18 protein-coding genes are annotated in these 19293 nt (G+C 52.7%); 14 read left to right on the forward strand and 4 right to left on the reverse strand.

All coding sequences use genetic code 11. From position 1 onward, the window contains the following. Positions 1-301: 301 nt before the first annotated feature. Positions 302-1129: an AraC family transcriptional regulator gene (locus tag MHI45_RS27720; RefSeq protein WP_341119753.1), complete on the reverse strand. Its 828-nt coding sequence runs from the start codon at positions 1127-1129 to the stop codon at positions 302-304. Positions 1130-1276: 147 nt separating this feature from the next. Between MHI45_RS27720 and MHI45_RS27725 the strand changes: the two genes are divergently transcribed. From MHI45_RS27725 to MHI45_RS27765, 9 genes are all read left to right on the forward strand, one after another. Continuing rightward, positions 1277-2563: a Gfo/Idh/MocA family protein gene (locus MHI45_RS27725; protein WP_341119754.1), complete on the forward strand. Its 1287-nt coding sequence runs from the start codon at positions 1277-1279 to the stop codon at positions 2561-2563. A 529-nt stretch (positions 2564-3092) separates the two neighbouring features. Next, positions 3093-4844 (forward strand): cache domain-containing sensor histidine kinase, encoded by a 1752-nt coding sequence (locus MHI45_RS27730; RefSeq protein ID WP_341119755.1) that lies wholly within the window; start codon positions 3093-3095, stop codon positions 4842-4844. Continuing rightward, positions 4837-6453: a response regulator gene (locus tag MHI45_RS27735; protein ID WP_341119756.1), complete on the forward strand. Its 1617-nt coding sequence runs from the start codon at positions 4837-4839 to the stop codon at positions 6451-6453. Before MHI45_RS27730 ends, MHI45_RS27735 begins: the two co-directional genes overlap by 8 nt. A gap of 137 nt (positions 6454-6590) precedes the next feature. After that, the gene (locus MHI45_RS27740; protein ID WP_341119757.1) at positions 6591-8009 is read left to right on the forward strand and encodes an ABC transporter substrate-binding protein; all 1419 of its coding nucleotides are present in this window, start codon (positions 6591-6593) and stop codon (positions 8007-8009) included. Between the two features lie 71 nt (positions 8010-8080). Beyond that, positions 8081-8980, forward strand: coding sequence for a carbohydrate ABC transporter permease (locus tag MHI45_RS27745; protein WP_076110547.1), 900 nt, complete (start codon positions 8081-8083; stop codon positions 8978-8980). Between the two features lie 13 nt (positions 8981-8993). Then, entirely contained in the window at positions 8994-9863 is an 870-nt protein-coding gene (locus tag MHI45_RS27750; protein WP_341119758.1) for a carbohydrate ABC transporter permease, read from the forward strand. 324 nt (positions 9864-10187) lie between these two features. Then, entirely contained in the window at positions 10188-11201 is a 1014-nt protein-coding gene (locus MHI45_RS27755; protein ID WP_341119759.1) for a glycoside hydrolase family 130 protein, read from the forward strand. A gap of 28 nt (positions 11202-11229) precedes the next feature. Next, the gene (locus MHI45_RS27760) at positions 11230-12615 is read left to right on the forward strand and encodes an FAD-dependent oxidoreductase (protein ID WP_445667515.1); all 1386 of its coding nucleotides are present in this window, start codon (positions 11230-11232) and stop codon (positions 12613-12615) included. Continuing rightward, positions 12612-13589, forward strand: coding sequence for a GDSL-type esterase/lipase family protein (locus MHI45_RS27765; protein WP_341119761.1), 978 nt, complete (start codon positions 12612-12614; stop codon positions 13587-13589). The genes MHI45_RS27760 and MHI45_RS27765 overlap by 4 nt, the downstream gene beginning before the upstream one ends. A 168-nt stretch (positions 13590-13757) precedes the next feature. Here MHI45_RS27765 and MHI45_RS27770 read toward each other — a convergent pair whose 3' ends face one another. Then, positions 13758-14570: an ABC transporter permease subunit gene (locus tag MHI45_RS27770; RefSeq protein WP_341119762.1), complete on the reverse strand. Its 813-nt coding sequence runs from the start codon at positions 14568-14570 to the stop codon at positions 13758-13760. After that, entirely contained in the window at positions 14567-15454 is an 888-nt protein-coding gene (locus MHI45_RS27775; RefSeq protein WP_341119763.1) for an ABC transporter ATP-binding protein, read from the reverse strand. The genes MHI45_RS27770 and MHI45_RS27775 overlap by 4 nt, the downstream gene beginning before the upstream one ends. A gap of 190 nt (positions 15455-15644) precedes the next feature. Between MHI45_RS27775 and MHI45_RS27780 the strand changes: the two genes are divergently transcribed. Then, positions 15645-16223, forward strand: coding sequence for a TetR/AcrR family transcriptional regulator (locus tag MHI45_RS27780; protein WP_341159866.1), 579 nt, complete (start codon positions 15645-15647; stop codon positions 16221-16223). Between the two features lie 74 nt (positions 16224-16297). Here the strand turns inward: MHI45_RS27780 and MHI45_RS27785 are convergent, their stop codons facing one another. Then, a complete protein-coding gene (locus tag MHI45_RS27785) occupies positions 16298-16753 on the reverse strand; it encodes a CBS domain-containing protein (RefSeq protein WP_038588003.1) in 456 nt (151 codons plus the stop codon). Positions 16754-16927: 174 nt separating this feature from the next. On the opposite strand from MHI45_RS27785, the gene MHI45_RS27790 reads away from it, so the two are divergent. The 4 genes from MHI45_RS27790 (at position 16928) to MHI45_RS27805 (ending at position 19009) form a co-directional block, all read left to right on the forward strand. Further along, entirely contained in the window at positions 16928-17359 is a 432-nt protein-coding gene (locus MHI45_RS27790) for a MarR family winged helix-turn-helix transcriptional regulator (RefSeq protein WP_341119764.1), read from the forward strand. Positions 17360-17395: 36 nt separating this feature from the next. Then, entirely contained in the window at positions 17396-17887 is a 492-nt protein-coding gene (locus tag MHI45_RS27795) for a MarR family winged helix-turn-helix transcriptional regulator (RefSeq protein ID WP_341119765.1), read from the forward strand. A 178-nt stretch (positions 17888-18065) separates the two neighbouring features. Then, entirely contained in the window at positions 18066-18332 is a 267-nt protein-coding gene (locus MHI45_RS27800) for an autorepressor SdpR family transcription factor (protein WP_038588013.1), read from the forward strand. A gap of 2 nt (positions 18333-18334) precedes the next feature. Further along, on the forward strand, positions 18335-19009 hold the full coding sequence (locus tag MHI45_RS27805) for an SdpI family protein (protein ID WP_341119766.1): 675 nt from the start codon (positions 18335-18337) through the stop codon (positions 19007-19009). The last annotated feature ends 284 nt before the right edge of the window (positions 19010-19293 follow it).

The raw sequence follows: 19293 nt of genomic DNA on the forward strand, positions 1-19293 counted from the left end.
GCAGATTTGTTGCCTTTTGGTTAGGGGTTCGGACCCCAGTGACGTTATTCCTTCAGGAACGGTCAATATAGGTAGCTTTTTATGCCAATAGCGACTATGGGGTCCGATAAAATCCCAAATGGGGGAATATGCAGCGTATAAGGTCCACTGGGTCCGATAGCATTATGAACTTTGCTCGCGCGCAAGGGTAATCTAGTGACGAGGTGTTGTAGTTGCCCCCGTATGCCTATGCATTTCACATAAGGTACTTCCGGGCGACGGAGCTGTTATACAGAGAATCGTTTGTAGTTCCAGCTATAGATCAGCGGTTTTGCTTGCGATATTGCAAAGGCGAGCGTTTAACAATTTGTTTAAACACACGCCCGAAGTGGGCGATGCTGTCAAAACCTGTATCCTCGGCAATGGTCGTAACTTTAGCGTTGGTGCTTTGCAAGAGACGTTGAGCTTCCTTGATACGAATGTAGTTTAGATATTCAACGATGGTGAAGCCAGTCGTCTGTTTGAACACGCGGCAGAGATAAGTGCTGCTGATGAAAAAAGTCTCAGATAACCGCTCTAATGTAAGCTTTTCAGCATAATGTGCCTGTAAATAATCAATAATTTCATAGACCTTAAGCTGCTTATCACTGCTCTCAGGGGTGATGGGCTCGTTGCTTATTTCCTGTATTCTGTTCATTTCAATAAATAATTGGATGAGTAGCGTCTGAAAATACGGGATTTGCTGCGTCCTTTTTTCTTTTTGTTCTTTTAGCATAGAGAAAAGGAGATATTCAATGGCCCCCTGTTCATGTACTCCGGGCCGCAAAAGCAAACATTGCGCAGTCAAGAAGGGGAAGTGCAGATCATAGTGCGCCAATGTTTTTTGTAGAAAAACTTCCTCAAAGTTGATTAAGATTCGTTCATGGCTTGCGGAGCCTTTAGAGGTGGTACGATGAAGCTCGTTCTTGTTAATAAAAATCAGATCACCTTTATGTAGCGTGTAAATCAGGTTGTTAATGTAATAGCTGCGTTCCCCGGCGAGTAAATAATAGATTTCATAAGTATCGTGATAATGGTCGGAATCCATGCTGAATGGACCGGCTCTTTTTATTTGCTCAATAATAAAAGGAGGCTGAGGCTCCTGTTCCATGCTAGATTTACCCCTTTCAGATAATGAAGATAATATATGCAAAGTTTTTGTGATTTCTGCTAAGAATCGCTTAGATTTAGATGTATTTTATACTATACACTATAGGAAGAAAACGCTTTTAAATCAATAAGTGATGGAGTGATCCTTATGTCCAAAAAGAAATATGCTTTCGTAGGAACCGGCGGCCGGGCGGAGTTTTTTTATGGTGAGATCACCACGAATTATCGTGAAACCTCTGAAATTGTAGGCTTTTGTGATGTGAATGGAGCAAGAATGGCGTATGCCAACACTCTGCTGGTGGAGAAATACGGATACCATGAGGTTCCTGTCTACAAAGCGAATGAATTTGACCGGATGATTGCGGAAACGCAGCCCGATGCCGTGATTGTAACCAGCATTGACCGCACGCATCACCGCTATATTATCCGGGCGATGGAGCTTGGCTGTGATGTGATCTCCGAGAAGCCGATGACGACGGACGTAGAGAAATGCCAGGAGATTCTTGAGGCGATCGAACGCACCGGGCAGAAGCTGCGGGTGACCTTCAACTACCGCTATGCACCGCATAATACCAAAATCCGCGAGCTCTTGATGGAAGGGACTATTGGTGAAGTGCTGTCTGTCAACTTCGAGTGGCTGCTGAATACACAGCATGGTGCGGACTATTTCCGCAGATGGCACCGCGATAAGCGCAACAGCGGCGGCCTGCTGGTTCACAAGTCTACCCACCATTTCGATCTCATGAACTTTTGGCTGGACTCTAAGCCGGATACAGTATTTGCAATGGGCGATTTGCGCTTTTATGGCCGGGAAAATGCTGAGAACCGGGGAGTAACCGAATTTTATCAGCGGGTGCACGGCAGCGCAGCGGCGCAGAATGATCCGTTTGCCCTCCATCTCAAAGATAACGAGCAGCTGAAACGGATGTATTTGGATACCGAGCAGGAAGACGGGTATTTGCGTGACCAGAGCGTGTTCGGCGATAACATCAGCATTGAGGATACGATGGGTGTAATGGTCAAATACAAGAATAAGACGATTATGAACTATTCGCTTAATGCTTATCTGCCGTGGGAGGGCTTCAATGTTGTGTTCAACGGCACCAAGGGGCGGCTGGAGGTCAAGGTCGTAGAACAATCCTATGTCAATGCCGGAGGCGGCAAGGAACTGGAGGGGGCGGTAAAAGATAAGCAGATTACTGTCTATCCGCAATTTTCAGCACCGTATGAAGTGGAGATTGAGGAAGGCATCGGCGGTCACGGGGGAGGCGACCCGGTGATGCTGCGGGATATTTTTGAACGGCCTGCCGAGGACCGGTTTCGGCGTGCAGCCTCCCATATGGATGGAGCCTGGTCGATCATGACAGGAATCGCTGCCAACCGCTCCATGGCCACCGGGCTGCCGGTGAAAGTGGATCAATTGATTCAGCTGTAGGTTCCCCGGTAAAGGTAGATCAACTGATTCAGCTGTAGGTTCCTGGCGCATATAATAGGTATTAAGAGCCATAACGGGAAATACGCCCGCTGATTTTACGCCCATCACACAACGGGAGACATTATAGGGAAATGCACCCGCTAAATCTGGCGTTAGAAGAATAAAAGCTAATTCGCCAAAAATTAGAGGGACAATTTCCTTTTAATGGTATATTAGCAGCGAATTAGAGTAATTTACCGGGTGTAATTCCCGCTACTGAAATGTTGCTTTACCGCCAGACTTTCGCAGGTGCACCACAGATGATCCTATAACCGCCTATAACAACAGAACAGCCAGCAGGAACGCGTGAAACGCGGTTTTCTGCTGGTTTTTTGTGCGCCTTTCTGCGAGGGGCGGTCAACCTATTGTGGACAGGCGGTAAAGTCACTTTTCTAACGGCCGGTCATTGTCGAATTAGGGCCCCGGGTGACATAATCAAAGCATACAGAAACAACTCTGGCAACGAATCTACAGGAAGGCGTGAAGACAATTGGGAGTTTTCCGCAAGCAATCATTCCGCAGCAAGCTCAAAACCGCATTTCTGGCTGTAATCCTGCTGTCGGTGCTGATGACCGGAGGGCTGTCCTACTCCATATCGGCGGCGATTCTGGAGAAAAATGCGCTTAAGCTTACCCAGGATACCGTGGTCAAGTCGGCGCAGATTGTCGACGAGAAGCTGAACAAGCTGATGCTGATTATGATGACGTTTATGATCAGCCAGCCTTTTCATGACATGATGAAGGATGTTGTGGCCGGGGACAGCAGCAGGTATTACACGCATTTGAATGATCTTGATAACGTTTTCTCGCAGGCGAGGATTGCCGAACCGCTGATCCAGTCGATCTTTGTCTCTACGCCGGTCGGCGATTTCTACCCGCTCTCGATGAACCGTAACCGGCTTACCGCTTTTCAGGACACCTTCCTTTATGAACGCATTGAACAGGAGAAAAAGAACCTGTGGGTGGAGGGCCATGAGGACATGCTGTTCTCCGGCAAGGACCGTGTGCTGTCCCTGATTCTGGAGCCGATCTTTGATACACCGGTCAGCGGCGTCTATATTGTGGTCAATATCCGCGAGGACGGGTTCCGCAAGCTGGTCCGGGGGGATAGCGGGGGCGGTGCAGAGAGCTTCCTGCTGAATGCTGAGGGTCTGCCCGTATACTCCGTGAAGGACCCGCTGATCAAGAAGGCGGTGGAGAGCGGCCATCTGACGGAAATGCTGGAGCGCAGTACAGCTGATCATGATTCTTTTGAGATCGGAGGTGAATCCTATCTGCTCAATTATGCCCATTTGGGAATCACGGATTGGACGATGACTACGATCCAGTCCAAAGCCGCTGTGCTGAAGGATATGATCTATGTCAAATGGATGCTGGTCTTCGTTGCGCTGGTGGTGTTCACAGTAACGCTGTTTATCTCCGGCGCTTTTACGCGGTATCTGCTGGGACCGCTCCAGGGACTAATGAAGGTAATGAAAAAAGTGGAGAGCAACGACCTGTCCGCACGGTTTGAGAGTGGAAGCGGGGATGAGCTGGCCCAGGTCGGCTTCCGCTTCAACCGGATGCTGGAACAGATCGTAGTGCTGATTCAGGAGGTAACCGAAGCCGAGGAGAACAAGCGGGCTGCGGAAATCAAAGCGTTGTCGGCGCAGATGGACCCGCATTTTCTGTACAATACGCTGAACACGATCTATTGGAAGCTGAATCTGAAGCAGGTGGAGCCCTCGCAGAAAATGGTGCTGGCCTTGTCCCGGCTGTTTCAGCTGGGGCTGAACAAGGGGCAGGAAATCACAACACTGTCCAAGGAGCTGGAGCATGTGCGGCAATATCTGGAGCTTCAATCCAACTGCTACGAGGGCCAATTTTCATACGAGATTGATATCGGTGAACCAGCATTGACAGCGCTTCCGATACCGCGGATCATTTTGCAGCCGCTGGTGGAGAACAGCATCCTTCACGGTTTTCAGGATATGGAGAGCGGCGGAAGGATCGGAATTGCGGTCAGAGATGAGGGGGAGCGCTGGAGTCTTGAGGTGCGTGATAACGGAAGCGGGATGGAAGAGGATGAGCTCCGTGCGCTCTTTTGGCGGGAATCGGAGAAGGGCTATGCCGTGTACAACCTGATCCGCAGGCTGCAGCTTTACTACGGCGGCAGCGCGGAGTTCCATGTGGAGAGCGCACCGGGGCGCGGGACGGCAGTGATCATTTCATTGCCCAAGAAAGGGGAGCAAATAGATGTATAATCACGACAGTGTCAGTCTGTGTATTATTGACGATATCAAAAGCGTAGTGGACGGGCTTAAGGGAATGAACTGGGCGGAGCATGGCATTCTTATGGCCGGTGTAGCCTCCAATGGGGAGGATGGGCTGCGGCTGATCTCCGGGGAGACACCGGATCTTGTGATCACGGATATCCGAATGCCGCGGATGGACGGTCTGGCGATGCTGCGGGCAGTGCTGGAACAGAACCGTGACTGCAAAGTGATTCTGATTAGCGGCTACGCCGATTTCGAATATGCGCAGCAGGCGGTGCAGCTTGGGGCTTTCGATTTTGTCGTCAAGCCATTTTCGGAGCAGGAGATCATGGCGGCCGTACTGCGGGCCAAGGCGGAAATAATGGAGCAGCGGTCCAGACTGCTGAACCTGCGGGAGATGGAGAACAAGCTGCGCGAGAGCCTGCCGATTCTGCGGCAGGAGTACTTCGCGCTGCTGGTCAGCCACCGTACCCCTTGGGAGCAGGCAGCGGAGCGATGGGAATTCCTGGACATCAATCTGAATCCGCAGGGGTTCATTGTTATGCTGATTGAAATCGACCGGTTTCAGGAACAGGCTGCCGAAATGTCGATCCGCGAAGTGGAGCTGGTCCGGTTCTCCCTGCTTAATATTACACAGGAGACGATTTCGGAGCATACCCCTTGCGTCGTATTCAGAGCCCGCCATAACCGGTACCTGGCAGTAATGGGGGACACGGCAGCCGCCAGTCCGGTCGAAATTGCCGAGCAGTGCTGCCGCAATATTGAACGGTATACCAAGTTCACTGTCTCGGTCGGCGTTGGCGGCCGGGTGGAGCAGACCAGCGAGCTGCCGGAATCCTACCGTCAGGCGAACCGCGCGCTGGCCTATCATCTGTTCACGGAGGGCAATGCGGCGATTATGTATGACGATCTTCTTCAGGCAGGGAGCCAGGAGCCGCTGACGCTGGAGTATAAGGATGAGCTGCTGCTGGCGCTCCGTTCCGGCAATGCCGGGCGGACCTCGGTAATCCTCTCGGCGATCTCGGCCACGCTAGAGCATCAGGGCTCCCGCCATAACCCTGATTATCTGCTTAGCCTCTACGACGAACTCGCAGCTTCTGCGATACGGACCTTTTATGAACTTGTGCCGTTTGCCGACATTCAGCCGCTGGTGCTGAGATTCAAGGCTGTCCAGGGAACTGCGGGGCTGCCGCTGGCTTCCCTGCAGCGGCAGCTGCTGGCGCTCTGCATGGAGGGAGCGGAGCTAGTGCGCCTGAACAGCCTGTCCGAAGGGCAGAAGGTCATCTATGAATCGCTGGATTATATCAAAAGCCGGCTGTCCGAGGATCTTACCGTCGGGGAATGTGCTGCCCATGTCCATCTCAGCGCCAGCTATTTCTCAAGTCTGTTCAAGAAGGTAACCGGAATGACCGTAACCCAGTTCATCACCGCCGAAAGAATTCAGAAGGCCAAGGCATTATTGGTCGAAGGCATGCCTGTGCAGGAGGTGGCCTCAGCTGTCGGCTACGAGGAACGCCGGTATTTCAGCGATATGTTCAAGAAGATCACCGGCCAGACCCCTTCCGAGTTCAGGGCGAGCTATCATCCGGAGCTGTAAGCAGCTTGTTCCGGACGCTGCAGAGACAATAGAATTCTATCCCTGGAGAGTAAGGCTGCCCCACTCCCATCCGGCAGGACGGGATTTATAATCAATATGAGCTCACAATACATTATCAATTAAAAGGGGTAGAAGGTATGCGTAAACAATGGATGGGTCTTGGCCTCAGCCTGGTGCTGGCGCTGGGTATCGCCGGCTGCGGAAATAACGGCGGCAACAACGGCAGCACGAACGGGGCGGCTGAAACCGGTGCTCCGGCCGGAACAGCTGAAGCTGGCGGCAATACAGCAGCTAAAGGCGAAGCGGTACAGCTGAAGTACTGGACCGATGACCGGCATGATCAGGAATATATTAAAGAACTGATCAATACATTCAACGAGACCAACAAAGACAATATTCAGGTAGAGCTGACTGTTCTGTCCGAGAATTATGCGCAGAGCGTCGACATCGCGTTCTCCAGTAACCAGGCTCCGGATGTGCTCCGCCTCAAGAGCGCCAACACCTCCGAGTTTGTAAAAAAAGGTTATCTGGCCCCGATTGATTCCTATCTGGATGAGGGCATGAACCAAAAGTTCGGCAGTCTGATGATCGACAACGTCAACCGGTTCGACGGCAAGGTCTATTCGCTGCCCAATACGGGGCTGACCATGCGCCTTGTCTATAATAAAGATATTTTCACCAAAGCAGGCATCCAGAATCCGCCGGTCTCACTGCAGGAAATGGTGGACGATGCCAAAAAAATCACCGAAGCCGGCAAATCTGAAGGCATTTATGGCTTCGCGCTGAACTTCAAAAATCCGAAGCAGGCGTTTGACCGTTCCATCCGGGAAATCCTCTCCCTGAGCGGCTATCAAGGTCTTGGCTATGATCTGAAGACCGGCCAGTTCGATTTCAATCCGTACGCCCAGGTAATTGAATATTTCAAGCAAATGTATAAAGACGGCAGTATTCTTCCGGGTGCCGAGTCGCTGGATATTGACCCGCTGCGTGCCCAGTTTGCCGCAGGCAAAATCGGGATGTATCTTTCCTTCTCGACAGAGCCGGGAGTGTACAAGGATCAGTTCCCGACTGAGATCAACTGGGCGGGTGCCCTGGCACCAACACTTGATGGCCAGATTAAAGGAACCTCGGAAATCGTATCCGCCGGCACTTGGCTCGGGATCAACGCCAAATCCGCCCATCAGGAAGCGGCCTGGAAGTTCATGCAATACATGTACGGCGACGACATTCTGAAGACCTATCACGAGAAAGGCTTCGGCATCGCTGTAGTTCCAAGCATTGTCGAGAAGGCACAAAATCCGGACATTGCCGGAATGGAAGGGTTCCTTGTCGGTGAGCATGACTCACTCTGGCCGGCTGCGCCGGGTGTCACTCCGGAAGGGGCAACCTATGCCGACGCCTTCTTCAAATACATGCTGTCCGGCGGGGATGCCAAGGCGATTGCTGAGGATCTGAACAGCAGATATAACGCTGCTCTGACCAAGGCGGTTGAGAAAGGCGAGGTTAAGGTTACACCGGACCCGGCGTTCGATCCAAGCAAGCCGCAAGGAGAATAACAGGCAAGGATGGGGCGTTTGCGGACTTCCAGCGAAACGCCCCTTTTCTTTCCCGGAAGGAGGAATGAATCATGAACTTTAAATGGAGACGGCTCGGGGAAAATTCCCTGTTTCTGCTGCCAAGCATCATCCTTACATTGACACTCGGCATCTATCCCTTGATTTGGATGCTGCGCTATATGTTCTACGATTACGCCGGATATGGAGAAGCGTTGTTCACCGGGCTTGAGAACTTCCGCAGGCTGGCGCGTGACAGCCTGTTCTGGGAATCGGTAGGCAATACGTTCATTTTTGCCGGGGGTAAACTGCTGCTGACGCTCCCGCTGTCCCTGCTGCTGGCGGTGATCCTGAACGGCAAGCTGCGGGGCGGAAACCTGCTGCGCGGGATTTATTTTATGCCGACGGTAATCAGTACCGCAGTCATTTCTGTCGTTTTTTATAACATCTTTAATTCCTATAACGGGATGGTTAACACAGTTCTGATGAAGCTGCATATCGTTTCCCAGCCTATCGACTGGCTAGGTCCCAAGCATGCCATGCTGACCGTTATTCTGGTGGCGGTGTGGGGGGCGGTCGGCAACTACATGCTGCTGTTCCTTGCCGGACTGCAGAGCATTCCGCAGGACCTGTACGAGAGCGCGGCCATTGACGGCGCGAACGCCGGAAAACGGTTCTGGCATATTACGCTTCCGATGCTGGCCCCGGTTGCCCAGATGGTCATAATGCTGGCGATTATCGCCTCTCTGAAGGGGTATGAGAGCATCATGGTTATTACGGAGGGCGGGCCAATCGGCAAAACCGAAGTTATGTACCTCTATCTATACAAACTGCTCTTCCCGGTATCTACCGGTTCGCCGGTGGCGCAGCAGCTCGGCTATGGCAGTGCCGTGGGTTTTGCGACCGCTGTGATTGTCGGGACGATTACGGGACTCTATTTCTTTTTCAGCCGAAAAATGAACAAGGTTTATTAGGAGGTCTATCAAGATGAACGAACATACGGTATCCAAACAGTCTGCCGGCAACGCCGGCAGAATAGTGGCCCGGACGGTCATGTGGCTGTTTTTGCTGGCAACGGCGATCCTGACCTTGTTTCCTCTGGCAATGACACTCTCCGGTTCGCTGAAGACCGGCGCCGAGATGATGACCGGCGGCAGCCTGCTGCCGGCCAAACTGCAGTTTGCCAACTATGCGGAAGCCTGGAAGCAAGCCAACTTTGCCCGTTATACGTGGAACAGTGCGTTTGTCTCCATCATGGTTACGGTAGGTACGCTGCTGGTGGCTTCGATGGCGGCCTATGTGGTCGACCGGCGCGATTTTCCCGGAAAATCGCTGTATGTGACGGTTCAGGCATCGATGATGTTTATCTCCGTCGGAGCGATTGTGCTGCGCCCTCAGTTCGATCTGATGGTCGCCCTGCACCTGAATACCACGCTGTGGGGAGTCATTCTGATCCTGATCAGCGCCCATTCCAGCACTTTTTTCATGCTTCAGGGTTTCTTCAAGGCGATTCCCCGGGAGCTGGATGAAGCGGCAATGGTCGACGGCTCCGGATTTATCCGCACCTTCTTCCGGATTATTCTGCCGCTGCTGACCCCGGGATTGGGTGTGGCCGGACTGTTCGCCTTCCGCCATTCGTGGAACGAATATATTCTGCCGCTCGTCTTCACAATGACTAATCCGAAGCTGCAGACGTTAACCGTGGGGCTGGCGAACCTCCGCTACGGCTCTTCTGCGGCGATGCAGATCCATCTGATGATGGCGGGCGCCTGCCTGTCGATACTGCCGATGCTGCTCGCCTATATTCTGGCGAACAAGACCTTTATCCAGGTTACGGCCGGTTCGGTGAAAGGTTAGCTGCCCGCGGCTGGAGCAGGCAGAGGCAGGGAATGAGTCTGCATCCGCCGTTTTTTGCAGACTATATAAATTGAACTTAAAAACTTGAGATAAGGGAAAGGAGCGACGGAGGGGGATTTTGGAACTGGAGGAACGGTAGTGTCCGCCTTTGTCTTCGGATTTCTACCGCTAAATAGCGGTTTAAATCAAGAAATTTGAAGACAACAGCGGCCGGAAGTCCAAATATTCACCGTAGTTGCGACTGATCCTGTACTCTAAAACCACAAGTTCAATCTATATCGAGCGTAAAGGAAGCATTACACACCCGTAAAGGAGATTACACATATGAGTGAATTAATAATAGGGCCGCTGAGCTCAAGCCCCTTGATTTCGCGTCATCCCTTGAACCCCATCCTGTCGCCCGGTGATGTGCCTTATGGTCCGGCCATGGTATTCAATGCGGGTGTTACCAAGTTTAAAGGCAAATACGTGATGGTGTTCCGCAATGACTATGGCGATGAAGCGAAGCAGCTTGTCGCTCCCCATCACACAACGAACCTGGGCCTGGCCTTCAGCGACGACGGGATCAAGTGGGAGGTGCAGCCGGAACCTTGCTGGTCGTGGCAGGACGAAGAAGTGACCCGGGTGTATGATCCCCGGTTAACGGTCATCGGGGAGCGCTGCTATATGTGCTTTGCCGTGGATACGAAGCACGGCCTGCGCGGCGGCATCGCCGTCACCGACGATTTCCGCTCCTTTGAGGTGCTCAGCCTGTCACTGCCGGATAACCGCAACATGGTGCTGTTCCCGGAGCAGATCGGCGGCAAATACATCCGACTGGAGCGTCCGCTGCCAGTGTACAGCCGTGGCGGAATCGACCGCTTCGACATGTGGATGAGCGATTCACCGGATCTGAAGTACTGGGGGAACTCGCGGCTGCTGCTGGCGGTTGAAGATGTGGCTTATGCCAATGACAAGGTCGGCCCGGGTGCGCCGCCTATCAAGACGGACAAAGGCTGGCTTACCACGTACCATGCGGTGGATCTTGACCGCAGCCGGGGTAAAAACGGCTGGGAAGACAGCTGGAAGAAGCGTTACACCGCGGGCATTATGCTGCTGGACCTGCAGGACCCCGGGAAGATTATCGGCCGTGCTGCCGCGCCGCTGCTGTCACCGGAGGCCTCTTACGAAATCAGCGGGGGATTTCGCAACAACGTTATTTTCCCCGGCGGGATGATCCTCGAGGATAACGGGGAGGTCAAAATTTATTATGGTGCCGCCGATACGGTGGAATGCCTGGCAACCGCTCATGTGGATGATCTGCTCCGTCTTTGTCTCGAAGGGACGAAACCCTCATAAACTAGTGTACTTTCAAGGAGGATTCATGATGAACTACGACCATATTACACTGCCGTCTGCCGACATTCCGGTGTCATGCGAGGTGGATGTGCTGGTGATCGGCGGGGGCGCCTCCGGTATTGCCGCCGCGATTGCCGCCGCACAGGGAGGCGCGAGCACGCTGATCGTGGAGCAGCGGGGATTTCTCGGCGGAATGGGCACACTTGCGCTTGTCCCGGCCTTCTGTCCGTTTACCGACAAGGAGAAGCCGATTATCCGCGGCCTCGGGCTGAAGCTGATGGACCGGATGAAGGAAGCCTGCGATCCCGGCTACCGCGAGGAATACCGGGAGCTGCTGGACTGGGTGCCGATAGATCCCGAGGTGCTGAAGCGCGTCTATGACGATGCCATACTGGAAAGCGGCGTCACACCGCTTTTCCATACCTTTGTCTACGATGTTGTGCTGTCGCAGGACCGCAGGAATGTCGAAGGTGTCATCATCGTCAACAAAACCGGCCGTTCCTTCATCCGCTGCCGTTATATCATTGACTGCACGGGGGACGGGGACATAGCTGCCCTGTCCGGCGTGCCGTTCCAGAAGGGCGGCGAAGCGGGCGAGCTGCAGCCAGGCAGCATGTGCTACTTGCTGGCCAATGTCGACCGTCCGAAGTTCAATGCTTTCCTTATGGAGACGGGAGATACCGGGCAATTGCACCGCACGGTAGAGAAGGCGATGGCTGAAGGCGCGCTGCCGGAAGGCCGCAAGTCGATCTCTGGCCTAGCCTGGATCAGCGACTATCTGGTCGGCGTCAACTTCGGTCATGTGTTCGGCGTGGACGGGACGAAAGCCGAGGAATTGACGCGGGGCGCGATCGAAGGCCGCCGGACGGCGGAGCGCCAGCTGCAGTTCTTCCGCAGTTATGTGCCGGGCTTCGAGCATGCGCATCTGGTGGCCAGCGGCGAGCAGCTTGGCATCCGGGAGACGCGGCGGATTCAGGGGGACTACATGCTGACTGTAGAGGATTTTCTTGCCGCACGCAGCTTCCCGGATGACATTGCCCGCAATGCTTATTATATTGATATTCACCTTGCCACCAGCAAAAGTGACATGACCTTCAACCATCTGCCGCCAGGCGTATCCCACGGTGTGCCGTATCGGATCATGCTGCCTGTGGGCATCAATAATCTCTGGGTAGCCGGACGATCCGTGTCCTCGGACCGGGCAGTTCAGGGTTCGCTGCGGGTGATGCCAAACTGCTTCTCGATGGGCCAGGCCTGCGGAACGGCAGCAGCGCTGGCGCTGCGGGACGGGGGAGATTCACGCAGCATCTCCATTCCCGAGCTGCAGCACCGGCTCCTGGCACAGGATGTGTGGCTGGGGGAGGATTTCACACCAGCGGATGATGCAGGTGTGATGGAGGGGAAGCGGCTTTGAAGCAGCTTACCTTAATGGACGCGTGGTTTCACGGCGCGGTGTCGCTGGAGCACCGGCAGGAGGGCATCAAGCCCTGGCGGATTCCTTACGCCGATTACGCGCTGTACCCGCCGGACGGCATTGAGGGCAAGGCGGAAATCTGCGCCGGGGTCCGGCTGCGGCTGCATACCGATTCCTCCGCGCTGACCTTGACGTTCACCCCGCTGCCCGAGGCAGCGGCAATGGATTGCCTCATAGACGGGCGGCTGTTCTTGTCGCTGCGTCTCCCTGCGGGAGAGACATCGGCCGTCTTCGGCCGTCTTCCCGCAGGGGGCGGGGAGCTGGAGATCTACCTGCCGCAGAATATAGGCCTGACGGTGACCGGCCTATGGATTGATGATGCTGCAGCCGCCCGTCCGCTGCCGGATACCCGGCCGAGGTGGGTCACCTACGGCAGCTCCATCACCCAGTGCGTGGCGGCCTCCAGCCCTTCGCGCACCTGGCCGGCCATCGCCGCAGCGCGCAGCGGCTACAACCTGACCTGCCTTGGCTTCTCCGGCAACTGCCAGCTGGAGCCGATGGCGGGACGGCTGATCGCCAGCCTTCCCGCCGACCTGATCACGCTCTGTGTCGGCGTGAACGTCTACGGCGCCGCCACGCTGAGCCCGCGTGTCTTCGCCCCGGCGCTCATCGGCATACTGCTGTCGATTCGCGAGCGGCATCCGCTCACTCCGCTGTTCGTGATCTCGCCGGTCTACGGCTCGGAGCGCGAGACCGAGCCGAACAAGCTGGGCTTCACGCTCCCGATGATGCGTGAAGAAATAGCCCGGACCGTCGAAGTGTTCCGGGCCCGGGGGGACAGCCGTGTGCACTACCGCGACGGCCTGTCCTGGTTCGGCGCGTCCGACAGTGTACGTCTGCCGGACGGCCTGCATCCCGACGCCGAGGGCTATGAGCTGCTCGGCGCCCGGTTTGCGGAGCGGATTCTGCGGTAATCCGCATAGCAGCAAAGGGCATCCTTGCCGGCAGGATAATCTGCCGCGGGGATGCCCTTTTTGCCGTCCTTTGCTAAGGACGGCAAAGTCGGTTCTTCTTATTGTATAGAGCTGCTGCAATGTGAAAAATTGCAGCGCTCTCGCAAAGGCTCCTTTGATTCCCCCGGCTTACAACGGCAGGTCGCGCTGCCGGAAAATCTGGATGCCTGCGGCGAAGGCCAGCAGACCGGTCAGCAGCAACCAGAAGGAAATCCAGGCGACATCCGCCGTGCCTTGCACGATATCGCCGGGGCGGTAGAAGCTGAACAACGTGAAGTAGCGCAGCGCATCCAGCTTATCTGTGATTTTCGCGAGAATATCGATTGTGAAGAAACCGAAGGTGATGCCTCCGGAAATCCCGAGCGCTTTCTTCTCGTCATTGCATACACAGGAGACCAGAAAGGCAAGGCCGCCAATGGCAAAAAACAGCAGGAACGCAACGGTGTTAAGCTGGGTAAACCGGCCCATGCCGAATTCATATTCCGTACCAAGAAACCAGAGCTTGCCGGCGAATCCGGCCAGTGTGGTTACAGCCATAATAATGAACAGTGAAGTGACCAGCACGAGTGCCTGCGTAAAGGCAACCTTGCGGCGTGTGGTCGGCGTGGCCAGCAGATAGGCCATGGAGCCGCGGTCCACTAGCCTTGCTACCAGCTGGGTAGACATCTGCACACAAACGATGGACAGGATCAGCACCAGGATGAGCCCGTAATATTCTCCCGAAATGAAGGCTTCGGCATTGGCGAAGCCGTTGCTTAGTCCAAAGGCGTTGCTGACCCCCTCGGGCATGGCTTTTACAAGATCATCAATGGCTTTCGTATTGTCCGCAAGTCCCGGATACAGCCAGATCATAAACACGATATAGAAGGCGGAACCAAAGGCGTAATTCATAATGCCCTTCAAATTGACCCGCATCATTTCTTTATAGAGTGGAAGATTCATTGGACACCCGCCTCAAGATCATAATAATTCATGAAGATATCTTCCAGATTCTGCGTCGATACATCGAGACTTCGAATCCGGAAATTGGCGAGCTCCCGGGTGAATTCATTGTAATTGCCCTGTACGGCAATCCGCACCAGGTTTCCTTCACGGGTAAGCACCTGCAGGCCGGAGGAGGCGAAACGCTCCGCTTCTTCGGCCGTTTCGAAAATGATCTCGAACAGCTTGCGCTGCATCGACTGCAGCTCATGAATATTTTTGACGGCGATGATCTTCCCGTCCTTGATAATTGCTGCCCGGTCGCAGGTGCGTTCGATCTCCTGGAAGCTGTGGGAAGACATCAGGAAGGTGGTTCCCGCTGCTTTTTCCTCCAGCACGAGTTCAATAAATACCTTCTGCATCAGCGGGTCCAGGCCTGAGGTCGGTTCATCGAGAATAATAACGTCGGGGCTGTGCATGAAGGCGGCAACAATTCCAACCTTCTGTTTCATGCCCTTTGACATCTTGCGGATCGGGGTGGCGGCATCAAATTGCAGCCGGTCGATCAGCTGTTCACGTTTGGCAGAGTTTTTCACACCCTGCATCGAAGCCATGAAATCAAGAAAACCTTTGCCGGTCATGCCGTCAATAAAGTTAATCTCTCCCGGCAAATACCCGGTATGCCTCTGCACCGTTCCCTGACCCTTCCAGACATCCAGCCCGTTAATCGTGACAGAACCCCGGTCCGGCTTCATGAATCCCATAATATGCCGGATCGTTGTCGATTTCCCTGCTCCGTTAGGCCCCAGGAAACCGAAGACCTCGCCTCTCGCTACCGTGAACGATACTTCTTCAATCCCTCTGCCGTTTGAAAACCGTTTGGTTAAGCCCTCTACCTTCAGCATGCTGCACCCCCCGCCGTAATAATGAAATATTAGTGGCTGTATATTTCATATGTTATAATAGTCCCGGGAATTACCTAAGTCAATATAATTATGAACTCATATGAATAATATATTTCATTATTTTTCGGACAGTACACTAAATCGTCAAGTTAGGGTGAAGGACATGAACGGCTTCGAGAAGAGAAAGGCAATGATCAAGGGGAATATTATGAAGACAACCATGGTCATGCTGAGGACCTGGGAGCCGAAGCGGCTGCGGATTGCTGATATTGCCAAGGAGGCGGAAGTCTCGCAGGTCACGATTTATAATTATTTTGGCAGCAAGGAAGAGCTGCTTAAGGAGTCTTTCAAGGATTTTATTCAGCGGGCCATCCGTGAATTCGAGGAAGAAATGCTGAAGAAACAGTCGCTGAGGGAACTGATCAGCTACACTATTTTTAAGGAGAAAGAAACGTATTACAACCTGTCACCGGCGCTGATCAAGGAGGTTATGTTTGATGACCCGGAGATGTACGCGTACATTCAGGAGCAGCATGATACCAAGATAATTCCACTGATGGTCAAAATGCTGGAGGACGGAAAAGCGAGCGGTGAAATTTCGGATAAGGTCTCTGTAGAGGCGTTCCTGATGCTTATTCAAATCTACATGAAGAGTTCCGAGGAAATGCTTGGGGTGATGGAAAAACACGAGGATAAAGCTGCTTTTCTGGATGAGCTGCTGCATCTTTTCTTTTATGGGCTTTGCGGGCAGGAGCTTCCCGGGGTATAACCGGCTGTCCTGTCACCTGTCCGCAACTGGGGAGGACAGCCGGAAGATGTCTATCTTTTCGAAGCGATGTGCGGCTAGAGCAGTGATTTGAAGGAATGGCGGATGACGTCGCCGCGGCTGATAATGCCTACGAGCACACGTCCGCGTTCAACCGGAACCTTTTTGATCTGTTTTTTGCCCAGAATGGCGGCGATCCGTTCGATGTCTTCGTCCCAGGATACCGTGATGACTTTCTTTTTGGCAATTGCCATCACATTTAGATTCAGCAGCTTCCGGGTCCGTTCTTCGTACTCATCCTCATCGCCTTTAATCACATTCAATTGGAAAAAGGAATCAACGATGACATCATCATGTTTGCCGATATAGCGCATTATGTCTCCATCGCTTAAATAAGCGACGATTTCGTTTCTGTCGTTGATGACTGGCATGCCGCTGATCCGGTGCTGAATGCATTTCTCAATAAAGGTCCGTACGGTATCATATTCTTTGACCTTGTAGACCTGCGTGATCATAAATTCATGAGCTTTCATAAAGTTCCCCCAGTAACAATTCACTAGCTTTTATAAAAATAACTTGTATAATGAAACTATATACTTGTATTATACAAGTTGCCATGATGATGTCAATAATCATCCGTGTATTCCTATGAAAATTACTCGTATCACTATAATATGCTTCAGCTGAGAGAGAGGTTACAACCTGCCATGGAGAAACGTCCGATAGAAACCATAGAACTGGAAATGTCAATTCTCAGCCGCCGCTTGACTTCAATGAGCACATATAAAAAACTCGGAATGCTGGACTTTTCCGCGTATCTGCTGCTGCGTCAAATCGCCTCGCACGGCTCAGCCGGTGTTAAGGCGCTGTCTGAGGAATTTCGGCTGGATATCTCTACGATCAGCAGACAGGCGTCAACGCTGGAGCAGAAGGGTTATCTGTTCCGTGAACCGGACCCGCAGGACGGAAGGGCTTATAAGCTGCAGATTTCTGAACTTGGACTTAACATGCTGAAACAGAACATGGATATCCGCCAGGATAAGGTCGGCAAAATGCTGGAGGACTGGACCGAAGAGGAACGGGAGAATTTCGGGCAGCTGCTGCAGAAGCTGAACGACGCTATTTTTCGAGAAATGTAAGGTAAGGGTATGACCTACTATAACCGGAGGTGTCTTATGAATCCCCAGGATAGTCAAGAAGAAAAGCTGCTAATGGTATTCGAGAACATCAAACGCTTGACCACCCGCACCAAATGGAATGATTCGATTCCCCACGGGGAATTTCTTATGATGTTCGCCATCAATGTCATGATGAAGAAAGAAAGTAGAGAACCGGAGGCGCCGGAGTGTCCGGGAGTCATGATTTCCAAATTAAGCGAGCTGCTGCAAATCAGCAGACCCACCGCCTCGCAGGTTGTCAGCTCTCTGGAAGAGAAGGGGTATATTGAACGCGCCATGTCTGTAACAGACCGCAGAGTGATCTATATCAGCCTTACGGAACAGGGACAGACTGAATTCAACAAGAAGATGGAGCGGTATTCCTGCGTCATGAACGAGATTATTGAGAAGGTGGGCCGGGAAGAGGTCAACCAGTTGATTGACACTTGTGAACGCCTGCGGAATGTGGTGGATGAGGTGAGAGAGCAGCTGGGTCCAGTCAGGGCATGATTGAGGAAATAATAGTTTAGAAAATAGAAAAAAACGGGCCTTGGTATATCTTCCGAGGCTTGTTCTACATTCATGGATAATCGGGAGCTCCCCTATTGTAATTTTAGTGGAAATGGAATATCCTACATATAGAAATATTTCGAAATGATTTTGATCTAATTGTTAACGGGAGGTGCGCATGGGAATTAAGGATACGTTCAAAGCTCTGTCGGATGAATACCGCAGAGAGATGCTCGAAATGCTGAAGGGCGGAAGGATGACTGCAGGAAGCATCGGCGAACGCTTTGAGATGACGCAGGCGACCGTGTCGCATCATCTGTCCGTACTCCGTGAGGCCGATCTGGTCCGCACCGAGCGGGACGGAAAGTATATTTATTATGAACTGAACACCAGTGTATTTGACGATGTAATGAAGTGGATTCTAGCGTTCAAAGAGGAGGAATAAAGATGCTCAAATTCAAGATGACCAGCATCATTGCCCTGCTTGTTGCCTTAATTCCGATGGGTTTATATCTCTATCTGTACCCGCAAATGCCGGACATGGTGCCGATGCATTTCGATATCAAAGGGAATGCCGACCGCTTTGTGCCCAAATCCAGCTCGGAGGTACCCTTTCTGGCCGCTTTAGGTCTGATGGGGTTCATATTCTTTAAGCTGATATTCTTTTTCATCATTCGAAGCGCCGCACGTAAAGGCGAAGATAACGCAAGATCCATCACCAAAATATTGGATATTACCACCCTATGCTGCACCGTGCTGTTTGCGGGAATATCGGTTCAGGCATTATTTGTGCAAGCGGGAAGTTTTGATTTTTCAAGAATGGATTTTGTGCGGATTGCTGCAGGGATGCTCGGACTGATTATGCTGCTAACCGGCAACCGGATGCCCAAGCTGAGACGGAATTCTCTGGCGGGTCTGCGGACCAAAGAGACAATGAGAGATGAACAGGCATGGTTCAGGGCTCAGCGCTTCGCTGGAAAATGGTATGTCGCCGGGGGTGCGGCAATGGTATTGGGCTGCCTGCTGCCGGGCTGGTGGGCACTATATGCGGCAATTGCGATTTTCGCAGTGGTGAATATAGTGCCAATCGTTTATGTGAAAGCAAAGCTGAAACCAGAGTAGGGGTAACTGTGAAGAATGGTAGAATATTGGGCATAGCCTGCAACATGTCTTATAGATGAAACAAAAGTGAGACGCAGATTGGGTTACACACAGCCGCTGCATTGACAACAAATTTGGAATTGGCTATACTTTCTGTAATCTTATAGTTGGTATACGTTGAACGAGACAGTAGCAGCCTTTGTCCCTGTCACAGAAAGCCGGGGGGTGATGGAACCCGGCACACACATGGACTGCGAATTACACTCCGGAGTATCTTGGGTAATGCCAAGCGGAAGGAAGCGAAC

It is taken from the genome of Paenibacillus sp. FSL H3-0321 (genome assembly GCF_038002865.1).
GTDB lineage: Bacteria > Bacillota > Bacilli > Paenibacillales > Paenibacillaceae > Paenibacillus_AQ.

Excerpts from the sequence above, each read along its gene's own strand:
- MHI45_RS27805 (WP_341119766.1), top strand. The coding sequence starts at position 18,335 with ATGCTCAAATTCAAGATGACCAGCATCATTGCCCTGCTTGTTGCCTTA.
- MHI45_RS27795 (WP_341119765.1), top strand. The coding sequence starts at position 17,396 with ATGAATCCCCAGGATAGTCAAGAAGAAAAGCTGCTAATGGTATTCGAG.
- MHI45_RS27760 (WP_445667515.1), top strand. The coding sequence starts at position 11,230 with ATGAACTACGACCATATTACACTGCCGTCTGCCGACATTCCGGTGTCA.
- MHI45_RS27725 (WP_341119754.1), top strand. The coding sequence starts at position 1,277 with ATGTCCAAAAAGAAATATGCTTTCGTAGGAACCGGCGGCCGGGCGGAG.
- MHI45_RS27790 (WP_341119764.1), top strand. The coding sequence starts at position 16,928 with ATGGAGAAACGTCCGATAGAAACCATAGAACTGGAAATGTCAATTCTC.
- MHI45_RS27735 (WP_341119756.1), top strand. The coding sequence starts at position 4,837 with ATGTATAATCACGACAGTGTCAGTCTGTGTATTATTGACGATATCAAA.
- MHI45_RS27800 (WP_038588013.1), top strand. The coding sequence starts at position 18,066 with ATGGGAATTAAGGATACGTTCAAAGCTCTGTCGGATGAATACCGCAGA.
- MHI45_RS27745 (WP_076110547.1), top strand. The coding sequence starts at position 8,081 with ATGAACTTTAAATGGAGACGGCTCGGGGAAAATTCCCTGTTTCTGCTG.
- MHI45_RS27750 (WP_341119758.1), top strand. The coding sequence starts at position 8,994 with ATGAACGAACATACGGTATCCAAACAGTCTGCCGGCAACGCCGGCAGA.
- MHI45_RS27775 (WP_341119763.1), bottom strand. The coding sequence starts at position 15,454 with ATGCTGAAGGTAGAGGGCTTAACCAAACGGTTTTCAAACGGCAGAGGG.
- MHI45_RS27770 (WP_341119762.1), bottom strand. The coding sequence starts at position 14,570 with ATGAATCTTCCACTCTATAAAGAAATGATGCGGGTCAATTTGAAGGGC.
- MHI45_RS27740 (WP_341119757.1), top strand. The coding sequence starts at position 6,591 with ATGCGTAAACAATGGATGGGTCTTGGCCTCAGCCTGGTGCTGGCGCTG.
- MHI45_RS27755 (WP_341119759.1), top strand. The coding sequence starts at position 10,188 with ATGAGTGAATTAATAATAGGGCCGCTGAGCTCAAGCCCCTTGATTTCG.
- MHI45_RS27785 (WP_038588003.1), bottom strand. The coding sequence starts at position 16,753 with ATGAAAGCTCATGAATTTATGATCACGCAGGTCTACAAGGTCAAAGAA.
- MHI45_RS27780 (WP_341159866.1), top strand. The coding sequence starts at position 15,645 with ATGATCAAGGGGAATATTATGAAGACAACCATGGTCATGCTGAGGACC.
- MHI45_RS27720 (WP_341119753.1), bottom strand. The coding sequence starts at position 1,129 with ATGGAACAGGAGCCTCAGCCTCCTTTTATTATTGAGCAAATAAAAAGA.